Source organism: Atribacterota bacterium, assembly GCA_039638595.1.
Lineage (GTDB): Bacteria > Atribacterota > Atribacteria > Atribacterales > Caldatribacteriaceae > Profundicultor > Profundicultor thermophilus.
In genome coordinates this window covers 1-21,813 of sequence record JBDIWM010000035.1, presented here as the reverse complement: position 1 = coordinate 21,813, position 21,813 = coordinate 1, and the positions used below count along the sequence as shown (strand labels likewise).

18 protein-coding genes are annotated in these 21,813 nt (G+C 46.8%); 2 read left to right on the top strand and 16 right to left on the bottom strand.

The genetic code is table 11. The features are described from left to right. From ABDK92_08450 to ABDK92_08390, 13 genes are all read right to left on the bottom strand, one after another. Positions 1-575 (bottom strand): hypothetical protein (locus tag ABDK92_08450; GenBank protein MEN3186642.1); only part of this gene is annotated, 575 nt, incomplete at its 3' end. 248 nt (positions 576-823) lie between these two features. After that, positions 824-2,038 (bottom strand): hypothetical protein, encoded by a 1,215-nt coding sequence (locus tag ABDK92_08445; GenBank protein ID MEN3186641.1) that lies wholly within the window; start codon positions 2,036-2,038, stop codon positions 824-826. An 11-nt stretch (positions 2,039-2,049) separates the two neighbouring features. Beyond that, positions 2,050-3,237 carry a Gfo/Idh/MocA family oxidoreductase gene (locus ABDK92_08440; GenBank protein MEN3186640.1) on the bottom strand — a complete coding sequence of 396 codons (1,188 nt, stop codon included), beginning with the start codon at positions 3,235-3,237 and terminating at the stop codon, positions 2,050-2,052. Between the two features lie 21 nt (positions 3,238-3,258). Beyond that, positions 3,259-4,251 (bottom strand): ABC transporter permease, encoded by a 993-nt coding sequence (locus ABDK92_08435; GenBank protein MEN3186639.1) that lies wholly within the window; start codon positions 4,249-4,251, stop codon positions 3,259-3,261. Positions 4,252-4,275: 24 nt separating this feature from the next. Next, entirely contained in the window at positions 4,276-5,841 is a 1,566-nt protein-coding gene (locus tag ABDK92_08430) for a sugar ABC transporter ATP-binding protein (protein MEN3186638.1), read from the bottom strand. 65 nt (positions 5,842-5,906) lie between these two features. Continuing rightward, positions 5,907-7,040 (bottom strand): substrate-binding domain-containing protein, encoded by a 1,134-nt coding sequence (locus tag ABDK92_08425; protein MEN3186637.1) that lies wholly within the window; start codon positions 7,038-7,040, stop codon positions 5,907-5,909. Positions 7,041-7,060: 20 nt separating this feature from the next. Beyond that, positions 7,061-8,113, bottom strand: coding sequence for a sugar phosphate isomerase/epimerase (locus ABDK92_08420; GenBank protein MEN3186636.1), 1,053 nt, complete (start codon positions 8,111-8,113; stop codon positions 7,061-7,063). An 82-nt stretch (positions 8,114-8,195) separates the two neighbouring features. Continuing rightward, entirely contained in the window at positions 8,196-9,374 is a 1,179-nt protein-coding gene (locus tag ABDK92_08415; protein MEN3186635.1) for a Gfo/Idh/MocA family oxidoreductase, read from the bottom strand. Positions 9,375-9,664: 290 nt separating this feature from the next. Continuing rightward, a complete protein-coding gene (locus ABDK92_08410) occupies positions 9,665-10,594 on the bottom strand; it encodes a sugar-binding domain-containing protein (GenBank protein MEN3186634.1) in 930 nt (309 codons plus the stop codon). Further along, the gene (locus ABDK92_08405) at positions 10,587-12,134 is read right to left on the bottom strand and encodes an FGGY family carbohydrate kinase (protein ID MEN3186633.1); all 1,548 of its coding nucleotides are present in this window, start codon (positions 12,132-12,134) and stop codon (positions 10,587-10,589) included. The genes ABDK92_08410 and ABDK92_08405 overlap by 8 nt, the downstream gene beginning before the upstream one ends. 7 nt (positions 12,135-12,141) lie before the next feature. After that, positions 12,142-13,194 (bottom strand): zinc-dependent dehydrogenase, encoded by a 1,053-nt coding sequence (locus ABDK92_08400; GenBank protein ID MEN3186632.1) that lies wholly within the window; start codon positions 13,192-13,194, stop codon positions 12,142-12,144. 13 nt (positions 13,195-13,207) lie between these two features. Further along, positions 13,208-14,398 carry a hypothetical protein gene (locus ABDK92_08395; protein MEN3186631.1) on the bottom strand — a complete coding sequence of 397 codons (1,191 nt, stop codon included), beginning with the start codon at positions 14,396-14,398 and terminating at the stop codon, positions 13,208-13,210. Continuing rightward, positions 14,386-14,748: a cupin domain-containing protein gene (locus tag ABDK92_08390; GenBank protein MEN3186630.1), complete on the bottom strand. Its 363-nt coding sequence runs from the start codon at positions 14,746-14,748 to the stop codon at positions 14,386-14,388. Before ABDK92_08390 ends, ABDK92_08395 begins: the two co-directional genes overlap by 13 nt. A gap of 951 nt (positions 14,749-15,699) precedes the next feature. Between ABDK92_08390 and ABDK92_08385 the strand changes: the two genes are divergently transcribed. Next, positions 15,700-16,632, top strand: a complete 933-nt coding sequence (locus ABDK92_08385; protein MEN3186629.1) for a helix-turn-helix domain-containing protein — start codon at positions 15,700-15,702, stop codon at positions 16,630-16,632. A gap of 49 nt (positions 16,633-16,681) precedes the next feature. On the opposite strand, the gene ABDK92_08380 is transcribed toward ABDK92_08385, so the two are convergent. The 3 genes from ABDK92_08380 to ABDK92_08370 form a co-directional block, all read right to left on the bottom strand. Beyond that, positions 16,682-17,308, bottom strand: coding sequence for a sugar phosphate isomerase/epimerase family protein (locus ABDK92_08380; protein ID MEN3186628.1), 627 nt, complete (start codon positions 17,306-17,308; stop codon positions 16,682-16,684). 27 nt (positions 17,309-17,335) lie between these two features. Beyond that, complete coding sequence (locus ABDK92_08375; GenBank protein MEN3186627.1) at positions 17,336-17,479, bottom strand: hypothetical protein; 144 nt, start codon at positions 17,477-17,479, stop codon at positions 17,336-17,338. 163 nt (positions 17,480-17,642) lie between these two features. After that, positions 17,643-20,279 (bottom strand): heavy metal translocating P-type ATPase, encoded by a 2,637-nt coding sequence (locus ABDK92_08370; GenBank protein MEN3186626.1) that lies wholly within the window; start codon positions 20,277-20,279, stop codon positions 17,643-17,645. Positions 20,280-20,730: 451 nt separating this feature from the next. Between ABDK92_08370 and ABDK92_08365 the strand changes: the two genes are divergently transcribed. Further along, positions 20,731-21,813: HAD-IC family P-type ATPase (locus ABDK92_08365; GenBank protein MEN3186625.1), on the top strand; the 1,083-nt coding region annotated here is incomplete at its 3' end.

Genomic DNA, 21,813 nt, shown 5'->3' with positions numbered 1-21,813 from the left:
CTCTGCCCTGCTTCGAGAATCTCTGGATCCCGGAAATCAACCACCAAAGGAAAAAAGGTTTCTTTTTCGATAAGCGCTCGAAAAGCCAGCTCTCCATCCACATAAGATTCGAACCACAGGGCTTCTTTACCAAAGCGAGTTTCAGAAGACGGAATTTGAATCTCCATAGTCTCTCCCTTATCATCCGTCTGCGTGCTCTTAAAACCAACCTGCAATGCTCCTCCCATGGACATTGCCATAATCAATCCCTGAACAGTTCCCAAAGGAGTGAGCACCGTAGCCAGGGTGGGATTACCCATCACCAGAGGCAAAATGGCACTGGATATATCGTCCCCTTCTAAGTCAACGGTGGTCGAAAGCTGTTCTTCCCCCAGCGCAAAGTCGATCTTTACCCGAGCCTTATCCCCTTCCCGAAAGGAAGAAACCTCCAGAAACCCTGTTCTCGTTTCTCCCTCGGTTTTGAACGTCACCTCGTATCGAAAACGCTTAACCTTCTCCAGGTTCAGGCAAGAACTCATCAAAGAAGTCAAGAGAAGCAGCAAAAGAAAAATCGTGGCAACCCGTGATTTGCTCATCGTTTCCCTCCTTGCGTCAATTTTGATGTTCTCATTCTATCACAGAGAGCAACCCATGTCATGCCTTCTAAATGTTTTGAGTTAGCAAACTTGGGCCGGTATTCACGACTTGACTCTTTTAAAAACGAATACATTCCCGGCAAAGAGTACTAAACCCCATGCGTGGTCCACTCCCAAACATGAATACGATTATACAATCAATCGTGCTCACGGTTTAATAACGAAGTTAACCTCGTTCCACTTTTCAACTATCTCATCCCCAAAAGCCTTTCGTTGGCCACAAAGTCAAGCTGACCAATGCGGGACTTTTCAAGCAGGACAGCATCAACATCAACCCTCGTGGAAAGGAGTTCGCTCAATTGAGCAGACTGGAGAATGTCCTCAATATCCTGATATCTGTGCCAAAGCCGTTCCTGAAGAGAGGAAAGGAGCGGGTCATTCACCAACGTCAACGCTTTTTTCTCAGCCAAACGGTACAGGTCTACCACAAGTTTAATATATTCTCGACGAACGGTAAGCTCCTCCTCCGTACCAGGAACAGCATCAGTACGAAGCATGTGATTATCGAACTCTACTACTCCATCCCAGTTCCAACGATTGAGGAGATAGAGAATGCTGATGAATTCCTTCATTCCATCCATACCTACCAGTGGTGGATTGTCATTATCAAACTGGTTCGGTTTTTGATTACCCACATGGAGAAAGAAAAGTTTGTTCATACTCAAGGCAAAGGCCACCGCACCAATTGAGGTTAAACCAGTCATTTGATCGTGCTGGAGCACCTCTGGATTCACACCCCAGAAATCTGGGTCCTCTAACTCTCCAATGAGTGCCAGTGCGTGTCCCACGGTAGGCAAAAACATCTCCCCTCGAGGTTCATTGGGCTTGTATTCGATTGTCCCTCCTTGAAATGGGAGCCCCATCTCCCCAATGTAACGACGAACCATGTTAAGCCCCGCCTTAAGAAACTCATACGTTTTTTCCCAAAAAACAGCAAATTGACACTCAAAACCATCCCGCGCCACCCAGTAGGTATAGTAGCGCGCTCCGAGAAATCCACCAATGCGCAGTGCCCGCATCACCTTTTGCCAAGCTAAAAGCCGCACCCTCGGATCTGGATTGGTCAAACCACCGTTACGAAAGAGTGGATGACTATGGAGGTCACAGGAAACGGTGTTGAAACGTAACCCTATACGTTCAAGCTTTTCTCGAATCGTCGATAAAATCTTTGCCGTCTCACTCCTGGGGTCCTGGTCGTCAGTAGCATTCTTAGGGTCCCAGGGTACAAGGTCATCATCATGGGCTGAAGTATACTCGATGAGTCCCTGTTCTTTGGCTTCACAAAGAAGGTCCGTCACTTCCAAAGAGGTCAATCGTTCCAACACCCCTTTTCCAAAGGGATCCCCAACTGGGTTTCCCACACACCAGTATGGCATGGAAAGAGCTTTTTCACGTTGCACCATGTTTTTCCTCCTTACACCATAAGATTGGAAGAACGGTGGCACTCCACCCAAATCTTTTTCTCGCTTGCTTCAAGTGCAGCATCGACGATCTCTTCAATGCGCCAGCCACTCACAAAATCTGGGTCAAACGGTTTGTCTTCCACAATAGCCATGAGCATCTGGTAGAGATTCAACGCTACGGCTTCAGTATACCCAATGTTAATTCCACTAATAGGCCAAAAATGCTGTCCCCAAGGATGAGCAGGACCGGCCATAATCCGTTTGTAGCCATGCTCGGCGAAAGGTACATCATTAGAACAGTACCACAACTCGTTGTTCCGTTCCCAATCAAAGTAGAGCGAACCCTTGCTCCCGTTAACTTCAAAAGAGAGATAGTTTTTACGTCCACTGGCACACCGATTGGCTTCAAGAATGCCTTTCACTCCGTTTTCGGTTTCAAAAAGGAGTGCACAGGCATCATCCACATCCACGGTTCCCAACTCTTGCTTTTTCTCCTGAGTCTGCCGACCCAAGGCATCGAAGGCCGATGTCGGCAAAGGACGTTCTTGAATCAGCGTCTTCGTCCAGGCACAGACATGGGTGATTTCACCCAAAAGATAACGAGCAATATCGATAGCATGGGTACACTGATCCCCAATAACCCCAGAGCCAGCCTGGTTTTTGCGAAAACGCCAGGAAAGGGGACCCTGGGGATCACGAGCCCAATCATTGAGGTAAAAACCACGAAAGGCGTAGACTTCCCCTATTTTGCCTTCGTTCACAAGCTGTTTTGCGTAAGCAATGGCAGGAATTTTCCGGTAATGGAAACCCATTCCGTGTTTGACACCAGCCTTCAGGACTTCTTCGCATATTTCTCGAGACTCGGACGCATTGAGAGAAAGCGGTTTTTCACAGAAAATGTGTTTCTTCTCTCGAGCCGAAGCAATGGCAATGGGTTTGTGGAGAAAATTCGGTGTGACGATATCGACAAGGTCGACACTGACATCGCTCACCACCGTCTGCCAGTCCGTACTCCACCTTTCGAAACCGAACATTCTCGCTGCATTCCTCGCCAGCTCTTCGGTGACATCGACGACCACGGACTTCACTGGTTTGACCGGTGCATCGGGAAAAAGGATGGGAATTTGCGAAAGTGCCAGACTGTGCGCTTTACCCATAAATCCTGAACCAATCAAGGCAATACGAATGGACTGAGACATCTTTCAAACCCCCTTCGTTCATTAGTGCTCTCGCGAAATTAAAACCGCCAAAATAATCACCAAGCCCCGGACCAGCATCTGCACATGGGTGTTGAATCCAAGAATGATGAGCCCATTATTGAGGGTACCAATGGTCAAGGCACCAATAATAGAACCAACAATGGTACCCTTTCCTCCAGAGAGGCTCGTACCTCCTAAAATGACTGCAGCAATGACATTGAGTTCCATCCCCTCTCCAGTCCCAGGACGGGCAGCATGCATTCTGGAAGCAAACATCACTCCTGAAAATGCTGCGAGAATACCCATGATCACAAAAACAGTCACAATGGTCCTTTTGGTGTTAATGCCGGTAAAGTACGCCGCTTCCTGATTGCCACCCGTAGCATAGATGTACCGTCCCAGAGAAGTATACGTTAAAGTGATATGGGTTACCGCGACAATGATAATCGTCCAAAGGATAGAAATGGGAAAGAAACCAAAAATATCAAAATCACCGAAAGCCCGCCAGAACGGTTCATTATAAATGACCACCGGCTTGGTGTCAGTGACGAGCATCGCCAGACCACGTAAAATACCCATCATACCAAGTGACACCAGAAAGGATGGAATTCTCCCGCGAGTCACAAGCAGCCCATTGGCCAACCCTGCTCCAACACCTAAACCCAGCGCCACAGCGATAGAAAACCATACCGACCCCGTTCCCTCCACTATAAGACCCGAAAGCATTCCCCCTAAGGAAAGGGTCGAAGCAACTGAGAGGTCAATGTTCGCCGACACGATCACCATGGTCATACCACAAGCCATAACAATGATCATCGCAGCCTGACGACCAATGTTTGCAAAGTTGGCAAAACTTAAGAATCTCGGATTGAGGATGCTAAAAATAACCACCACAATGGCAAAGACAATAAGGGCTACATTTCCTCTCAGTAACTGCCCTAAGACCTTAAGGCGGACCTTCTGTTGTTCTTGATGTTTTCCCACAACGTCCATTTCACGCACCGTATTCGTCATCCTCCTCGCGTTTCCGACTCTTTCTTACGCTTCCACTACACCCTGAATGGCCCGGTGCAATGACTCTTCAGAAAGAAGAGCTGCATGAGGATATTCTTTGATGATTTGCCCCCGATAGAGAACGAGTACTCGATCACAAGCCTGAATGATATCGTTCAAATCCGAGGAAAAAAGAATTGCTCCGCAGCTACCATCAGCGACCATCTCCCGAACGTAATCGCGGAGTTCCCTTTTAGCATTGACATCAATGCCTACCGTTGGCTCATCGAGGATTAAAATTTTCGGTTTGCGCATCAGCCACTTGCCTACCACAACTTTTTGCTGGTTTCCACCGCTCAGATATTGAACCTGCTGTTGCAGGGTTGGTGTTTTAATCATCAACCGGTACACTTGTTTTTCCACCTCCCTACGAGCCCGCTTTCTCTGGAACCAGCCAGCTCTGGAAAAATCTCGAATTACTGAGAGCGTGACGTTATCTTCCACAGAGTGTATCAAGATCAAACCCTCACGCTTGCGATCTTCCGGAATGAGCGCAATACCATTCCGAATAGCACCAATGGGATTCCGAACGTTGAGCAACTTTCCCTGGAGCGTAATCTCCCCGGTTCTCGGATGATCGATACCAAACAGTGCCCGAGCAATTTCGCTCTTACCACTGCCCATAAGACCGGTAATCCCCAATACCTCCCCCGCATAGACTTCAAAAGAGACTCCCCGTACACGCTCGCCGACCGAAAGATTTCGCACCGCAAGAATCGGTTGCTTCAATCGCCTTATGTTTGTCTCTCCTCTACTTATTTGCTTCCCATGGAAACTCTTACCCGTCATCATCTCGACAAGGACATCCACATTCAGGTTTTGCGCATCTCCAGTCGTGACCTTGACGCCATCTCGTAAAACGGTGATCCGATCACAATTACGTAACACTTCTTCAAGACGGTGTGAAATGTAAATGACACTGACCCCACGCGCTTTCAGGGTCATGATAATTTCATAGAGACTATCTTCTTCATCCTTGGTAAGAGAGGCCGTCGGTTCATCGAGTATGAGCACCTTGGCCTCCCGAGCGAGCGCCTTTAAAATTTCCACAATTTGACAGTTTCCCCGACCCAAGGAAACGATTGTATCCGAAACTTTGAACGGTACCTGGAGATGGTATCTTTCGATCAGTTCCCTTGCCCAGCGATAAAGTTCCCGATACTTGACAAGACCGAACTTGTTTTTAGGTTCTCTTCCCAAAAAGATATTCTGGGCCACATCCAGATAAGGGATTAAACTGAGCTCTTGGAAAACCATGGTAATACCATGTTCCCGAGCTTGTTCGGGATTGGAAAAATCGACCTCACGCCCATCGAGGAGCATGACGCCCTCGTCTTTGCGATAAACGCCCATAACAATCTTCACCAGGGTTGATTTTCCAGCCCCGTTTTCACCAATAAGGGCGTGCACTTCACCTCGACGCAGTTCAAAATCAACTCCCTTTAGAGCCTGCACCCCAGGAAAACTCTTTTTAACTCCCCGAAGGCACATAATCACGTTCTGAGAGGTAGCCAAACCATCGCTCTTTTCCAAGGTTTCCACTGTTATCATGATGACCGCCCCATTTCCAGTCTGGGTTGACCTCTTTTCGGTCAACCCAGACTATTCCCAATTCCTTATTGCTGCATCGCCGCCTGCTTAATCTTGTCCGGTGGCTCCACACCTAAAATCTTCTTATATCCCTCAATGATGTTTTGCCGAGAAACAGCATAACCAGGAACAGCGATGTACTTGGGATTTTCATACCCTAAAATTGCCCGACAGGCGGCGAGTGCTTCGGCTTGACCATTGGTATAGGGATCCTGAGCACCAGTACCCTTAATGTACCCATCCGAAGCAATTTCATACGCCCCATCCTCCTCAAGGTCCACGGTGGTAATCACGAACTTCTTTGGATCTTTCCCAAGCTCCCTCGCTGCTGCAACAAGTGACATTGCCGGAGTCATCCAGATGACAAACGCTCCATCAAGGTCAGGGTAAGCGGTAAGCATTCCGGCGGAAATTTCGGTCACCTTAGGCATATCAAAAGGGAAATCATACTCTGCCACAATGTTGATCCATGGATACGCCTGACTTACGCGTTCCTTAAAACCGCGCAACCGCTCTTCAGTGACAAAATGCTTAAAGTTCAGTTTCATCACTGCAACTTTGGGGTTCTCGACACCTCTTTTGATGAATTCATAGGCCATGATATCCGCCGCAGCCACCCCATTTCCGTAACTTGAAGACGACACCACTGTTACATAGTGTTGCCCATGCTCGAGCATGACGGGAATCATGTCAAGGAGCACAAGTTTAATACCTGCTTCGGCGATTTTCAGGTATGCAGGGGTTTCGGAGGTCTGATCAACAGGGATGCTGAGGATCACATCCGGTTTCATTGCGATAACACTTTCGATGTTGTCCATCTGTACCTCGGGCTGAGCATTAGCGCCCGTAATGGAAATCACTTTGACGTTGTATTTATCAAAAATCGATTTCATTCCGGCAATCTGCTGCTGTGACCAGGAAGAATCAAGAACATGCATGACGATCGCTGCAGTGTAGTTACCATCCCGAAGCTTTTGCTCATCCTCGGGGGTAAGTGCGAGTACACTCATATCCACGCCGACAGTCCCGTCTTCCAAACGTTCGTTGGCATTGACCACACCAGCCACAACAGCATCGGGAGGAAGCTCGCGGGCAGCAAAAGCCAACCCAGAAACCATAATGAACAATACGGTGACACAAATCCCGAGTACTTTTTTCATGGTTCCCAACCTCCTTTTACCTAATCAACAATTCCCAAAATCCTCTTATTCTCCTCTTCGTTCACACCGGTGGCTAAGAAGTTATCAAAAGCATATTCAGCAACCTCAATGAGATGGTCTTCGATAAATTGAACCGCAATTTCCGCCGCCTGATCCGGACTCCGCACCGGATCTTCCCACTCTAAAACTGCCCAGCCATCAAAACCAATCTCGGTAAGGAGACTGAAGACTTTTTTGAAGTTGACCTGACCATCACCAACGGTACGGAAACGACCCGCTCTTTTCGGCCAAGGTTGCATTCCAGAATATACACCCTGTTTTGCGCTGGGCACAAACTCCCCGTCTTTAACGTGAAATCCCTTAATTCGGTCGGCATATACTCTGATGAATTCGATGTAATCGAGCTGCTGCAACACAAAATGGCTCGGATCGTAGTTGATGCATGCCGCCGGATGGTTGTTGGTGTAATCCAAAAACATATCAAAAGTTGCACCATCGAAGAGGTCACAGCCGGGATGGAGTTCAAAATTAATGGTAATTCCTTTATCAGCCGCATAGTTTAAAACCGGTAACCAGCGTTTGGCCAATTCCTTGTACGCCATTTCAATCAGTCCCGCTGGACGTTGTGGCCAGGGGTAGACAAAATTCCAAGCCATACCACCCGAAAGCACTGGAACACCTTTACATCCTAAGTTAACCGAGGCATCAACGATCTTCATGAGTTCTCGTTGCGCCCACTCTACCAGTGCTTTTCCTTTAAGACCAGCTGGATGGAAAGAAGCAAATAGATCCTCCATAGCCGGATGAATAGCAATCATTTGACCCTGGAGACCATAGAGGTCGGTTACAGTCAAGTTTTTTTTCCCAAGCCTTCCGGCATAGTCATCACAATACATTTTAGATGTGGCAGCTTTGTCAAGGTCAATCATGTTCGGATCCCATGAAGGGACCTGTAATCCCTTAAACCCCAGATCCGAAGCCCATTGCGCAAAATTCTCAATGTTGTTACGAGGCGGGTTTGGTGTGGTAAACTGGGCTAAAAAAATCGCTGGACCCTTAATTTGTGTGGCCATATCACTTTACCTCCCTTTTCCATTTTTCGAAACTTCGGAAACCACCAAAATTCAATCATATCCCTCGATCAATTCCACCTCCTCATGCTGGGAGATTATACGAGGCATCAACCCATGCCCCGCTCTTACCGCTTTCCACGCACTTCAGAATAAAATGGACCCCCAAAACACCATCGACAACGGTAGGAAAATCGAGGTCAATCGGTGATGGGGCAGTGCCATCTTTCTTGGCACGAATCGCATTCGCCGCCCGCTTATAGATATTCGCAAAAGCTTCAATAAATCCCTCGGGATGCCCATAAGGGAGACGTTGATTGGCTTGAACCAGCTCTTTCAGATATCCACTTCCCCGGCTGTAAATCTCAGAAGGCTTATCGATATAACGAACGTAAAGGTAATTGGGATTTTCTTGATGCCACTCAATAGACCCCGTCTCCCCATATACCCGGATACGGAGGTTATTTTCTTCACCAACAGAAATCTGCGACGCATAGAGTACACCTCGCGACCCACCTTTGTAGTGAATAAGAACGTTTCCATCGTCTTCTAACCTTCGCCCTGGCACAAAGGTCGTCATATCCGCACAGAGAGACTCAATTTCTAATCCCGTAAGATAACGGGCCAGATTCTCTGCATGGGAACCCAGATCTCCCATGCATGAGGAAGCCCCTGCTATAGCCGGGTCAGTCCGCCAGGCAGCTTGTTTTTGTCCTTGCGCATCAATAGGAGTTGCAAGCCAGCCCTGTGGATATTCCACAACGACTTTGCGAATTTGCCCAAGTTCCCCTCCCTGGATCATTGCTCTGGCCTGTTTCACCATAGGATAACCGGTGTAGTTATGCGTCAAACAAAAAATCGCATCATATTTTTTGACCAATCGATACAGGTCTTCAGCTTCTTCAAGCGTTGTGGTCATGGGTTTGTCACAAACCACATGAAATCCGGCTTCAAGAAATACTTTTGCCACAGGATAGTGAACTGCGTTGGGGGTGACAATGACCACAAAATCAATCTTTTCTCCCTCTCCTAACCGGCTTTCTCTTTCAGCCATTTCCTGATAAGAACCGTATACTCTTTTTGGATCGAGACCGAGCGTTTCGCCCTGCTGCTTAGAGAGTTCAGGTTTACTCGAGAACGCACCGGCAACAAGTTCAGCGGTATCGTCCAAAGCAATCGCCATGCGATGCACTGCACCAATAAATGAACCTGGACCACCACCCACCATACCGTACTTCAATCTCCTGGTTTTGGTTGTACTCATCTGTTACACCTCCCGAATGTGTTCATAGTATCAAAAGTTATAAATATCTATTGTTGATAAAATACTAATAAACTTTTTACCAAATGTCAATCCGTCCAAAGACATTTTTACCAAAAAGGAAATAGGCCAATCAAAATTTTTAGGCCACTTACTTCACAAAGGAGATAGGGACCTCAAACGGGGACTAAAGGAAACTGACAGAAAAAGATGGCAAAAAACCGCCCCTTTTCTTAGACATGAAAACACTCGTGGGGTGACAACGCGAACAAAAAGACAGAATAATCAACTCATTAACCTATTTCCAAAATACGTTGGGCACAAACTTCGTCAGTAACGAGGGCCGTGACCACCCCGGTACGGAGTAAACCACAGAGCGCCCGCGCTTTAAAGAGACCTCCACCAATGGCAATCCGCTTTTGCACCTTGAAAAGAATATCAACCGGAATGCTCACCAAACGTTCTTCAAGACGGGTATGGATAAAGTGCCCGTTACCATCAAAGACATGGCCTAACACATCACCCACACCTCCTTTAGCGCGTATCTCCTCCATTTCCTCTTCAGTCACAAGATGGGACCCCAACAACGTCCCCCCATCGATAGCCCCAAAGCCAAACAGTGCTTCTTTGCACTTTGTCCACTTTTTATAGAGTTCAATACCGTTAGAAGTTTGATAGAGCAGATGGTCTCGCCAGGATTTGCTCTCCACGGTGGCAAGAGAAGCAAGGTACGTTCCTTTGGCCTTCAGTTTTCGACATAACTCCTGAACAATAGAAAAAGGGTTTTCTCGCGTGACATCGGTTAGTCCTCCCAAGAGTTGGACCACTTCAACACCCTCTACTTTCATGGGTAAAAGATGGTGCACAACCTCGGCAATCGTCCGACCCACTCCCACGCCAAGAATTTGACCTTTGGAAAAACCCAAGTTCATTTGAAACGCCCAGAAACGCCCCAAGAAGGAAGCAGACTCTTCTTGAAGGTCTTTTTGAACCACCACATGAACCTCAGGAACCGCAAACTTTTCCTGAATGCTCTTCTCCAGTTTTTCGTTGCATTCGAATGGTTTTTGAATGCGAATCTCCACCACACCAGCGTCCTTCGCTCTTTGCAAAATGCGAGAGACAGTCATTTTAGAAATCCCCAAGCGTGATGCAATCTCCTGCTGCGACAAGCCCTTTTCAAAATAGAGTATACTCACAATACCAATTTGCAAATCATCCATAATTCACCGATTCTCCTCTAAGAAATGACCATAACACTTGAAAACTCACCTGAAGAGGCTGATCCAGAAGACGACTATAAAGACCACAATAGTTCTCGTAAACCCGATGAGCCGCCATATCCGGTTGAACCATTCTCTCATACGTGGGCACGTCTTGGAAAAGGGGAGAAACTTCTGGTAAGAGCCCAACCCCATATCCAGCTACAATCGCACAACCAAGAAGGGGAAACTTATAGTCGTCAACTGGCATATACGGAAGACCAAGCACGCTGGCTTTGATTTGATTCCAGAGTCTATTTTTAGCTCCTCCACCAGTAACAAAAATCATTTCGTAGGAATGCTGGGGAAATATCTTCCGGATCGCCTCAAATCCCAGAGCGTAATCGTACGCCAATGACTCAAGTACCGAGCGAAAAAGATGGGCCTTGCCATGCCACCAGCTCAACCCAATGAAGGCCCCCTTTATCGATACATCATACGGACATTGTCTTCCTCCAAAATAGGGTACGAAAAGCAACCCTTCAGAACCACAGGGAATCTGGCTACTTTTTTCGATCATCCACTCGTAGTAGTCCTCCTGCATTCCCTCTTTTCCATTCAAAAACGTATCGACCAACCAGCGAATCGTCGTTCCACCTCCGTTAATGTATGTAAACGCGTGATATCCCCAGGGCTGAGCGGCAATCATGTACATGACCGCAGGTTTTTCCCGTTGACGTACTGGTTGATGTACAAATGTGGATAGAATTGTCGAACTTCCTGCGACGTCGACCAAAACACCTGGAGTAGTAAAACCACCACCCAAAAACCCGGCCGGTTGATCGCCAAGACCAGCGACAATGGGTGTTCCGGAGAGAAGACCACAGGAAGACGCCGCCCAGGGAGAAACGGCACCCACCGTGCACCATGGCTCAACAATTCGAGGAAATTTCGTAAGGTCAACGCCGAGCTCCCTGGTTACCTCCTCGGACCACTGCTTCCGTTCCATTTCCTCGTTTCCAAAAAAAGAGAGCAAGCTATAATCCAAAAAAGCCTCTTCAGCTCGTAATCCCCCTAAACGACCTACCACGTACCCATTGAGGGTGACAAATTTAGCCACTTTGTTATAGGTCTCCGGCCGTTCTCTCTTCCACCACAGAATTTTGGGGAAGTTCCTCGGTGATCCACAGCTCTTTTCATTCACAAAATCAGCGTATTCTTCTTGGAAAAAGTGATTATACGATTCTGACTGAAGGTCTAAACCCATGTCAAGACCGGTAAGGCTTTGGAAATCGCGGTCAACACCAATCACTCCACCCATCTGACCACTAAAAGCCAGAGCAACCACGTCTCTCGCATTGATACCGCTTTTCCCAAGCACAAAACGGATGCCTTTCAACGACTCTTCAACAAAATCGTCACTTTTTTGAATCATTCTCCCCGGACCTTTCGCCTGGTAACGGGCAGGGAGGTAAAGGCTTTCAACCATCTCCCCTTTTTCGCTCACTAAACCCACTTTAATCCCACTCGTTCCTAAGTCCCCAACAACGAAGTACTTCATGCCCGTTTTACGGTTTCACCAGAACCTTTAAGTACTTACCCTCTTGAACTTCCTTTTCCAAAAATGTAGGAAGCTCTGAAAGCTCAATGATAGCACTAATATATTCTTTTCCCATTACCCGCTTAGCCGCCATAAGTTCAAGACAAGTACGGATGTGGTTGGTCGTGGTACCGGAAGTACCATGAACGTAGATCTCCTTATAGTGGATCACGTTACTATCAAGAGCCACGATATTATCCTCTTTGGGTAACCCTCCAAAAAAGTTAATCCGGGCGTGACAGGCTGCGAGTTGAAGAGCTTGTTCTTGCAACACTCTTGAAGAAACGGCCACAATGATAACCGTAGCTCCGATTCCTCCAGTTTCACGCATCACAACCTGGGAAAGGTCCTCCTCTGAGGGATTAACGTAGACATCGGCCAGGAATTTTTTCGCTATTTCTAACCGCGTTTCCTTGACCTCAGAAAGGATAATCTTAGTGGCTCCAAGGCTTCTGGCTAAACCTACGTGCATGCATCCCACTGGACCAGCCCCAATGATGAGTACCGTGTCACCCAAACCCACATGCGAAAGCACCTGCCCATTGAGGGCACAGGCAAAGGGTTCGGCAATCGCTGCTTCCTCCAAACTTACTCCCTCAGGCACCTTAACCAGATTACCTCTTCGTAAAGCTTTTTCCGGAATGACCATGTATTCAGCAAAACCACCAGGATAGTAATAGCCAAATGCTTCGGTAGTTTTTTTGAACTCAAGACACAGATTGGTCATTCCTCGCTGACAGTAGTAACACTTCCCACAGGAAACGATGGGGTCGACCATCACCCGGTCTCCGATGTCAAACCCTTCAACATTTTTCCCTTTTTCAGCCACAACTCCCGAAATCTCATGGCCGATGATTTGAGGTTTGTTGATAGAACGGTGTCCATGGTTGAAAATCCGCACGTCCGTACCACAGATGGCACAAAAAGCCACTTTCAAAAGGATTTCATCAGCCCCAATTCTGGGAGTTGACACATCCTCTATACGCAGGTCCTTCGGTCCGTAGAAAACCGCTGCTTTCATGCTTTCACTCCTCTCATAAAACCTTTCTTCTGAGCCTATCATACTCTTCAATGATTCTTTGACCCAGATCACTCTGGGGTGATACCCCAGTGATTTCTTGGAGAACCAATTCAATCCCCTTCCTCTGGATTCGCTCTTGCAAATTCTGTGCCATTACATCATCGGGGTAATCGTACAAAAAAGCGGCAGCGCAAACGGCAGCAATATGTTCTGGAAATACCCCCTGTTCAAGACAAAGTCGAGCACTCCCGATCAAACGATCAGAAGGACTCAGCTTGCGGACTGGATCCCTTGCCACCCGAGCAATGGGATCCTGGAGTAGCGGATTGCCGAAGCGAGTACGCACATCCTGAAGAACATGTTCATGATTCTCTGGAGTAAATAAATCCGGATACCTCCGGAACAGGGCGGATGCAGTCTCTTGAAGAGCCCCATTAAAAACGGCGTTGACCCAGGTATCACCAAAACCTTCGTGGACATAACGATACCCACGCAGGTATCCCAGGTATGCCAGCGCAGCATGGCCCAGATTATAGGTATAGATTTTTCTTTGAAATTCAGCTTCAAAATGGTAAATGGGCTTCATAGTGGCAAGGTTGGGCAGTGGTCCCCTCCTAGCATGCTCATCATAGGGAAATTCCCGATACGCATCCGCAATGACCAGTAATGGATCGTCACTTTTTCCACTTTGTCCCGGCACCATCCTCGCTACGCTCACCCGTACAAAACCGATGTGTTCCTCCGCCCATCTCTGAGATTCAGGATCCAGGTGCGACCATACAGCTTCCTTCAACTTTGAGTGCGCAGCCAAATCATTTTCACAGAGGTAAAAATCAAGAGCATCCAGTTGCTTATTTTTCCTCCTCAAAATCCCCTCAGCAAGAAGTGGAGCAATAGCTCCGTAGTTGGGAATACCCACCGCTGTGCCCACGCACTGAGCCTCCTCAAATCCGGCTACAATCCGTTCTCGTTCTTTAGTGGAAACCGCCCTTACGCCAGGAATCACAAGTTCAACAACCTCTTTTCGATACGCATCAAGAAGACGAAGTGGATAACACATGCGTTCGTTGAGAAGATTCACTAATTCTTCGTTACTCTCCACAAAGAGAATTTCGTATCCCGCTTCATGAAACAACTGTCCCATAAAGCCCCGACCAATATTCCCAGCCCCAAATTGAAGTACCATCATGGCTATTGAAAACAAGGAGGTTTAGCCTCTTTTTCGGCACCTTTCGGAACCACACAGACAAAACCAAAAGGTTGACTATTGCTCAGGTTGACCCACTGGTGTTCTTCGCCACCGGCCACAAAGACCCCCAGACCCGGGTACAGCTCGTGTTCCTCATTACGAGTCACAATTTTTCCATTTCCCTCCACGATAAAGACCCCGTGTTCGTGAGGATGAGAACCATAACTACTCTTCCCACCCGGGGGAATTTCGATGTAACGCAGTTCAAACGTTGGTGCCCCCATTTCGGCGGTCACGAGCCAATAAATCTTGTTACCCGAGCGAGTTTCACACATATTCTTCGCATTGCGGTCAGTAATTACCATTTTTACCACCTGACTTTTAATAACATAGTTTATTTTTACCTAAAGTTTACAAAAAACAGCTAAGGATGTCAATGGACCATAACAAATTTTTTCTTTACTTTAAGACATTTCTCGCTGAAAAATTGTTTTCGGCCATCCACCATGATCAAGGTAACACACTGACTAGTAACAGTTTGGTTACGAAAACCCTATCAAACTGCCTCAAACATTTAGAATACAAAGGGTAAGGAAAAGAAATTCCTTCGAAATTGAACCGGAAACAAAGGCGCAACTCCAGTTCATCAAAAACCCGCTATTCAATTATTAAGTCGCCAGCTGCACGGAACATACAGCGAAGGAAGTCAAATGCACAAGGAATGACAATAAACATGGTAAACGCTACCTCTTTGACTTTCCCACAGGATGCGTTGTATCTATTTTGGTTTACAGAACAAAGCGACAAGAAAAAGCCACCATATTCATTAAGTTCCTTAGTCTCTGCGTATTTAGTATTCAGGCAAAGACTTTTTCACTGAGAACATACTATCACCATATAAAGGCTACTTTTACCAACGGATAATTGGGACCAGGATCGATAAAGGCTCTGTAACCATTTCATCAACATTCACTGCAAAATGTAGTAGGCACAACATGCTTTGCCCTATGTAGCCGATCCTCATTCTGATTGCGGACAACTTCAAGCGATATGGCATAAGCAAAATTTCGAAGGCTGCGTTTTTCGCCCTTCCCGTCACAGAGGTCATCCTCGAATTTCATATCATATCTTCACTGAAAAAGAAAAATATATCAAAATTTTTGATATATAATTTGTGATCGTTTTATGGAACAAAAATGAAAATACTGTTCAATTGAACATTGACAGCTAAAAAATATAGTGTTATCTTCTTCGAAGAGGATATTGTTTTTTATGCTTTATATCAATTTATTTGATTTAATGGAAGGGTCGAAACCATGTCAAAGAAAACAGGAAACATTTTAATTCTCAATACGGGAAAAGATACCAACATTTTGAGAGCACTTTCGACTGAAGTCCGAATTCGCATACTTGAGATTCTGAATGGGAAAAAACTAAATGTCAGCCAGATTGCCCAGAAGCTCAATATTCCTCAGTCCACCGCCGTGGTCAACATCAATATTTTGGAAAAAGCAGGATTAGTGAAAGTCGAAAACAAAAAGGGGGAAAGAGGTTCACAGAAACTCTGTAGTGCTCAATACAGCGAAATCATCATTAGTTTCCCATCAACCACCGAAAAAAACGAAGAAGACGACGTGATTGAGGTGGAGATGCCAGTTGGACTATACACCAAATTCGAAATCAGTCCACCGTGTGGTTTGTGTTCTCCTGAAAAAATCATTGGTTTTCTAGATTCTCCGGATTCGTTTTGGAACCCTGAACGAGTGAAAGCAGGACTTCTCTGGTTTGGAAAGGGGTTCGTTGAGTACAAATTTCCCAACAACGCCCTTTACAAAGGGAAACCACTCAAAAAAATCGAAATTTTAATGGAACTCTCTTCAGAAGTCCCGGGAACCAATAAACACTGGCTTTCGGATCTCACTCTCTGGGTGAATGAAGTGGAAATCGGTACCTGGATCTCTCCAGGTGATTTTGGTGATAAAAGAGGGCGCTTCACTCCTCTGTGGTGGAAACTGGAAGGTTCCCAGTACGGTCTTCTCAAAACCTGGATTGTTACCGAAAATGGTTCGTTTGTTGATGGAGAAAAAATTTCCGAAATAAGCCTGAACCACCTCCACATCAACGAGCATTCCTCCATCAAAGTCCGAATTGGTATCAAAGACGACGCTCAGAATGTAGGTGGTATCAATATCTTTGGCCGGGGTTTTGGTAACTACGATAGAGATATCGTACTTCGATTACATTTTTAGAATATAGGAGGGAATTTTCTTGGAAAGAGCAAAAATTCGGGTCAATGCGTCACGAAAGCGTGGAATTGTCTCGTCCCTGGTGTACGGTTCTTTTCTGGAACATTTGTACCAGCCAGGGAATACAAAACGTGATATCATCTTCCGGACGTACGCTTCCATAAAAAATGGCATTACCGGTATCATAATTCACCCCTATAAAGGGTGAACGCACTTCCTCCATGAATCCCATGGCTTTTTGGCCACTTTTTAAGAACTCACCATGGATTTCGAGCCCAATTTTGACTCCCTCTTTCTGCGCGCTCTGGGTCAACGTTTCAAGGTTATGTAGGCAGATGTCCTTTTCCTCTTCGTTTTCCACCGTCCCGGTATTGACCACCTTGGCCCCAATCGTTCTGGCAAAGTGAAGAGCCTTCTGAAGATATAGAACTCCGCTTTGCGTGGCGAGACTGGAATGAGCACTCAAGCTCGCCACCTCTAACCCAAACGAGCTGAGCATCATTTTAAGGTCCTCCACATCTTTCTGCGAATACGCCTCGAGATCGAAATGATTGGTCCATCCCTTGACACAGGCCAACTCCACAAATCGAAAACCAGCTCTGGAAATACCCGAAAGCGCATCGGAGAGAGAAAAACCATGATACGTATTGGTGGACACTGCAAGAAAAGGGAATATCACCCCTACCACTCCCTTCGTTTTTTCCCATTATACCCCAGAGAACTGTACAACCATAAGATACCCAAAGGTATCAAGACAGCTTGCAAACGAAAGAGGTCTTCTTCTTCGTCTTTTCTCAGCCTTTTCGGCTTCCCGGTAGGAAACACCAGCTTCCCACTGGAATGTGACCATGCTCTTTACCGGAAAGAAAGCCGAAGGTTCATATTGACCGCCTTTACCCTACTCAACCGAGGTAATCTGATCGTGGTCCTCGGTGCAGCTGGAGGAGCACAGTACTGGTCTTTCGGAATGTCGATTTATGGAAAATGTTCATACCTATGAATAATACAAATGGTCAGTGATTCATACTGCCACTCAAGCGAGCAAAGCTGAAAAAGAGAAAGACAAAGAAGACCACCATAAAAAGCGGAGCCAGTTGAGACAAAACGTCACGTTTCCCAGGGCGAAAATTTCGTAACAGAAGGGAATTGGTCACCACCGATACCGAGCTCAGAGCCATCGCAAGGCCCGCGAGTTCCGGTTTTAAAGAGAGCCCAAAACCAGAAAAAACTTGAGCTGCGATGGGAATTCCCAAAAGATTATAAAAGAGAGCAAAAAAGAGGTTCTGCTTAATTTTACCCAGAGTTTTGAACGACAACTCCATCGCTGTCGCCACATCCTGTGGATCGCCTTTAACCAGGACTATATCACCGGTTTCTAAAGCCACATCAGCCCCCCCTCCCATGGCAATACCGATATCGGCCACCGCCAGGGCCGGCGCATCATTCACTCCATCTCCGACAAAAGCCACCTTTTGACCACTTTTTTGAATCTTCTGCACCACACTGGCTTTCTCTTCAGGCATGACCTCAGCAAGAACGTTGGTCTCAGCGATCTCCACTTGCCGAGCTATTGCTCGGGCGGTCCTGTAATTATCCCCGGTCAACATGGACACTCCAAGCCCCATATCCTTGAGCCTCCGTACCGTTTCCCGAGCAGTATCTTTCACAGTATCGGCGACCGCCAAAAACCCCAGAATTTCCTTTTCCGTGGAGAGTATCGCGATGGCTTTCCCTTCTTCCTCAAGTTTTTCAATCACCTCCTTTCCCTGGAATTCTCCTCCCAACACTTCAACAGTGAAGGTTTGACTACCAAGGTAATATCTCTGGCCTCCAATCTTTCCAATTATACCTTTTCCGGGTACAGCCAGAAACTCTTCTATTTCTCCCAAAGCGACATCCTCTTCCTTTGCCCTACCGACGATGGCCTCCGCCAGAGGATGTTCAGAAGATTTCTCCAATGTTGCCGCAATCCTGAGCACTTCTTTCTCCGGAATTCTGAACCCGACCACGTCGGTGAGCCATGGTTTTCCTCTGGTGAGGGTACCCGTTTTATCGAAAATAACCAGGTCGATATCTTTCACCTTTTCCAGAACTTCTCCTCCTTTGATGAGAATTCCATACTCTGCCCCCTTCCCAGTTCCCACCATGAGCGCTGTGGGTGTAGCAAGCCCCAGAGCACAGGGGCAGGCAATGACCACCACCGAAACCATACTCAGAAGAGAAAAAGAAAGCGAAGCACCTAGAAAGAAGTGCCAAACGAGAAAAGTCAGAAACGCTATCGAGAGAACCAGGGGAACAAAAACGCTGGCAATGCGGTCTGCCAGAGTCTGAATCGGGGCTTTTGAATTCTGTGCTTCAACCACAAGCTGGACAATGCGAGCGAGAACCGTATTTCTTCCCACTTGCGTCGCCACCAATTCAAAACTCCCGGTTTTGTTGAGGGTCGATCCAATAACGGAATCCCCGGGTTTCTTCTCCACTGGGAGACTTTCCCCTGTAATCAGCGATTCGTCCACCGCCGAGTAGCCCTTAACCACCCGGCCATCCACTGGAATTTTTTCCCCAGGGCGAACCCGAACAATATCCCCCTCACGAACTTCTTCCAGGGGGATATCCTCAAATGCATCGCCTCGTTTTACCCGCGCGGTTTTAGCCTGAAGGCTCAGCAGTTTTCCCACCGCCTTCGAAGTTTCTCCCTTAGTTTTCCCTTCCAGCCATTTTCCCAAAAGTACAAAGGTAATCAAAAAAGCCGAAGTTTCAAAATAGAGATGTGGTATCTTAGTGCCTCCTGCGAGCAGGAAGGAACCGTGGGAGAGCGCATAGAGGAGATAATTGTATAAGCTATAGAAGTACGCCACCGAAGTACCAATGGCAATGAGGCTATCCATATTGAAAGACCGAAGCCGTAGATTAGACCACGTACCCCGGTAAAATGGTATCCCCAGGAAAAACTGTACCGGAGTGGTAAAAAGGAAAGAAAGCACCCCTACCCACGGTGGAAGTACAGCACTCCCCGGAAATCGAGGAAAAAAATCGAGTACCATAAAATAGGCCATGGGCAAGCTCAAAAACAAACCCAAGAGGAATCGATTCCTCAGTAAACGAAGGGTTTGCTCGCGTCGTTGAGATTCCTCTTCGACTAACTTTTCTGAAAACGATGCACCATATCCTGTTTCCCGAACTCTTGCAATCAACCTGTCAACATCGGTTACCCCAGGATCAAAAATAACTTGAGCCCTTTCCGCCGCGAAGTTCACCTGCGCCTCCAGAACTCCCGGACTTTTCTTCAGAGCCTTCTCAATGAGAACTGCACAGGCACTACAGTGCATCCCCGAAATGGAAAGCGTAACCCTCCTGGAAAAAGGATAATCACGGCTACTACGGGCAACCTCATTTCCTCCCGAAGTTTCTCTTCCCTCCGGTTCTTCGCCGTCACCTTCAACCGTTGCCCGATAACCAAGCCTTTCTATGATTTCGACCAGTTTCTGTACTGAGACCAATTCTGATTCAAAAAGAATTCGACCTCTTTTATTGCCAAAATCAATTTCTACCCTTTGCACCCCAGAAATTTCTTCCAGTTCATCCTGGATCAGTCTGGCACAGCCCTGGCAATGCATTCCTTCTATCTTCATCCGTACTTCCTTTTCCATCGTTTTTCACCTCTTTAGAAACAAAAACAGGGCAATGGGTAGCTCTATTTCCACTATCATGAACTAATTTTATTATTTTAGTAAAATTTAGACTATTTCCCCCTTTGAAGATGTGCTCCACGGTGTTCCAAGACCCATCTACAAAGAGAAGCACTTTAATCCACTGATAAATGACCCGAATTGCCGCCAAAACGTAATGACTCCCGCTTGGAACCATCGAACTGACCCACAGAAAGTCAAATCAGTTCTCAAGGTATCACTCCCTCGCAACACCCTGTAATTTTCAGAACATATGACAACCAGGCAAGGAGTGAATCCATGATCATCAGGTCCCTATCATCCTCTCGAAAACTACGATCCAATTTTTGCCCGAGGTCCTTGCTTATTCGAAAAATTGCGATATCATTAAATATATGAATATATATTCATATTTTTAAAAGAGGTGTGAATCGTGAATTGTTCTCTCTGTGGCAAAGATAAAAAAGAAGAGCAGATTCTATTTAAAAAGGGGAACCTAATCCATTCGGAAAAGGTTTTCTGGACCATTATCCCCTTTGCTTTCCTTGCGCTCGGTTTGATTTTCCTCCGAATCACAGCACCCCGGTTTCTACCAGTCGTTTTTTATTTTGCAGGGTATACGACCGCAGGAATCGGAACCTTCAGGAAGTTTCTGAAACACTTACGGAGGGGACGACTTTTCGACGAAAACTTCCTGGTCATTTTAGCCACCACCGGAGCGTTGGCTCTGCAGGAATTCGCGGAAGCCACCACGGTAATGGCTCTTTACGCTCTGGGAGAATTTTTAGAAAAATCGGCTCTGGAACGCTCCTCCCGCTCTATTCAACATCTCCTCGCTGGTAAACCCGAGTTTGTGCACGTGCAAAAGGATAATCGCTGGATGGACATCCCTCCCCAGGAAGTTGAAGAAGGAGCGATTATCCGAATCGACCCAGGAGAAAAAATTCTCCTCGATGGGATTATTCTTGAAGGCACGTCTCATCTTGACACCTCCAGTCTCACCGGGGAACCACTACCGCTTTTCCGAAAGAAAGGAGACGAAGTCTTAAGCGGAAGCATCAACAGAGAAGGAAGTTTGATCATCAAAGCCACCAAAAATTATGCAAACTCGACCATTAACACCGTTACAGAACTCTTAGGAAAAGCTCTGCAAAGAAAAGCCTCTACAGAACGCCTCATCACCAGATTCGCCCGCTTCTATACACCCTCAATTATTTCTTTTGCTCTACTACTCCTCATTTTGCCCTTAATCCGGGGAATATTCACATCCTCCCATCTCTACCAGGCCCTCACCCTGTTGATGATCTCCTGCCCATGCGCTCTAGTTATCTCCATTCCCCTGGGATTTCTGGCCGGAATAGGCAAATCGGCCCGGGAAGGTATCCTCATCAAAGGGAGTTCCTGTAGTGAAAGTTTGGCTTTTCTTAGTAAGTGCTTCGCTGGTAAAACTGGAACGCTCACCGATCAGCAAGTCGAGGGAAGGTCACTTCCTCCCTCCCATGGACATCCACCACGA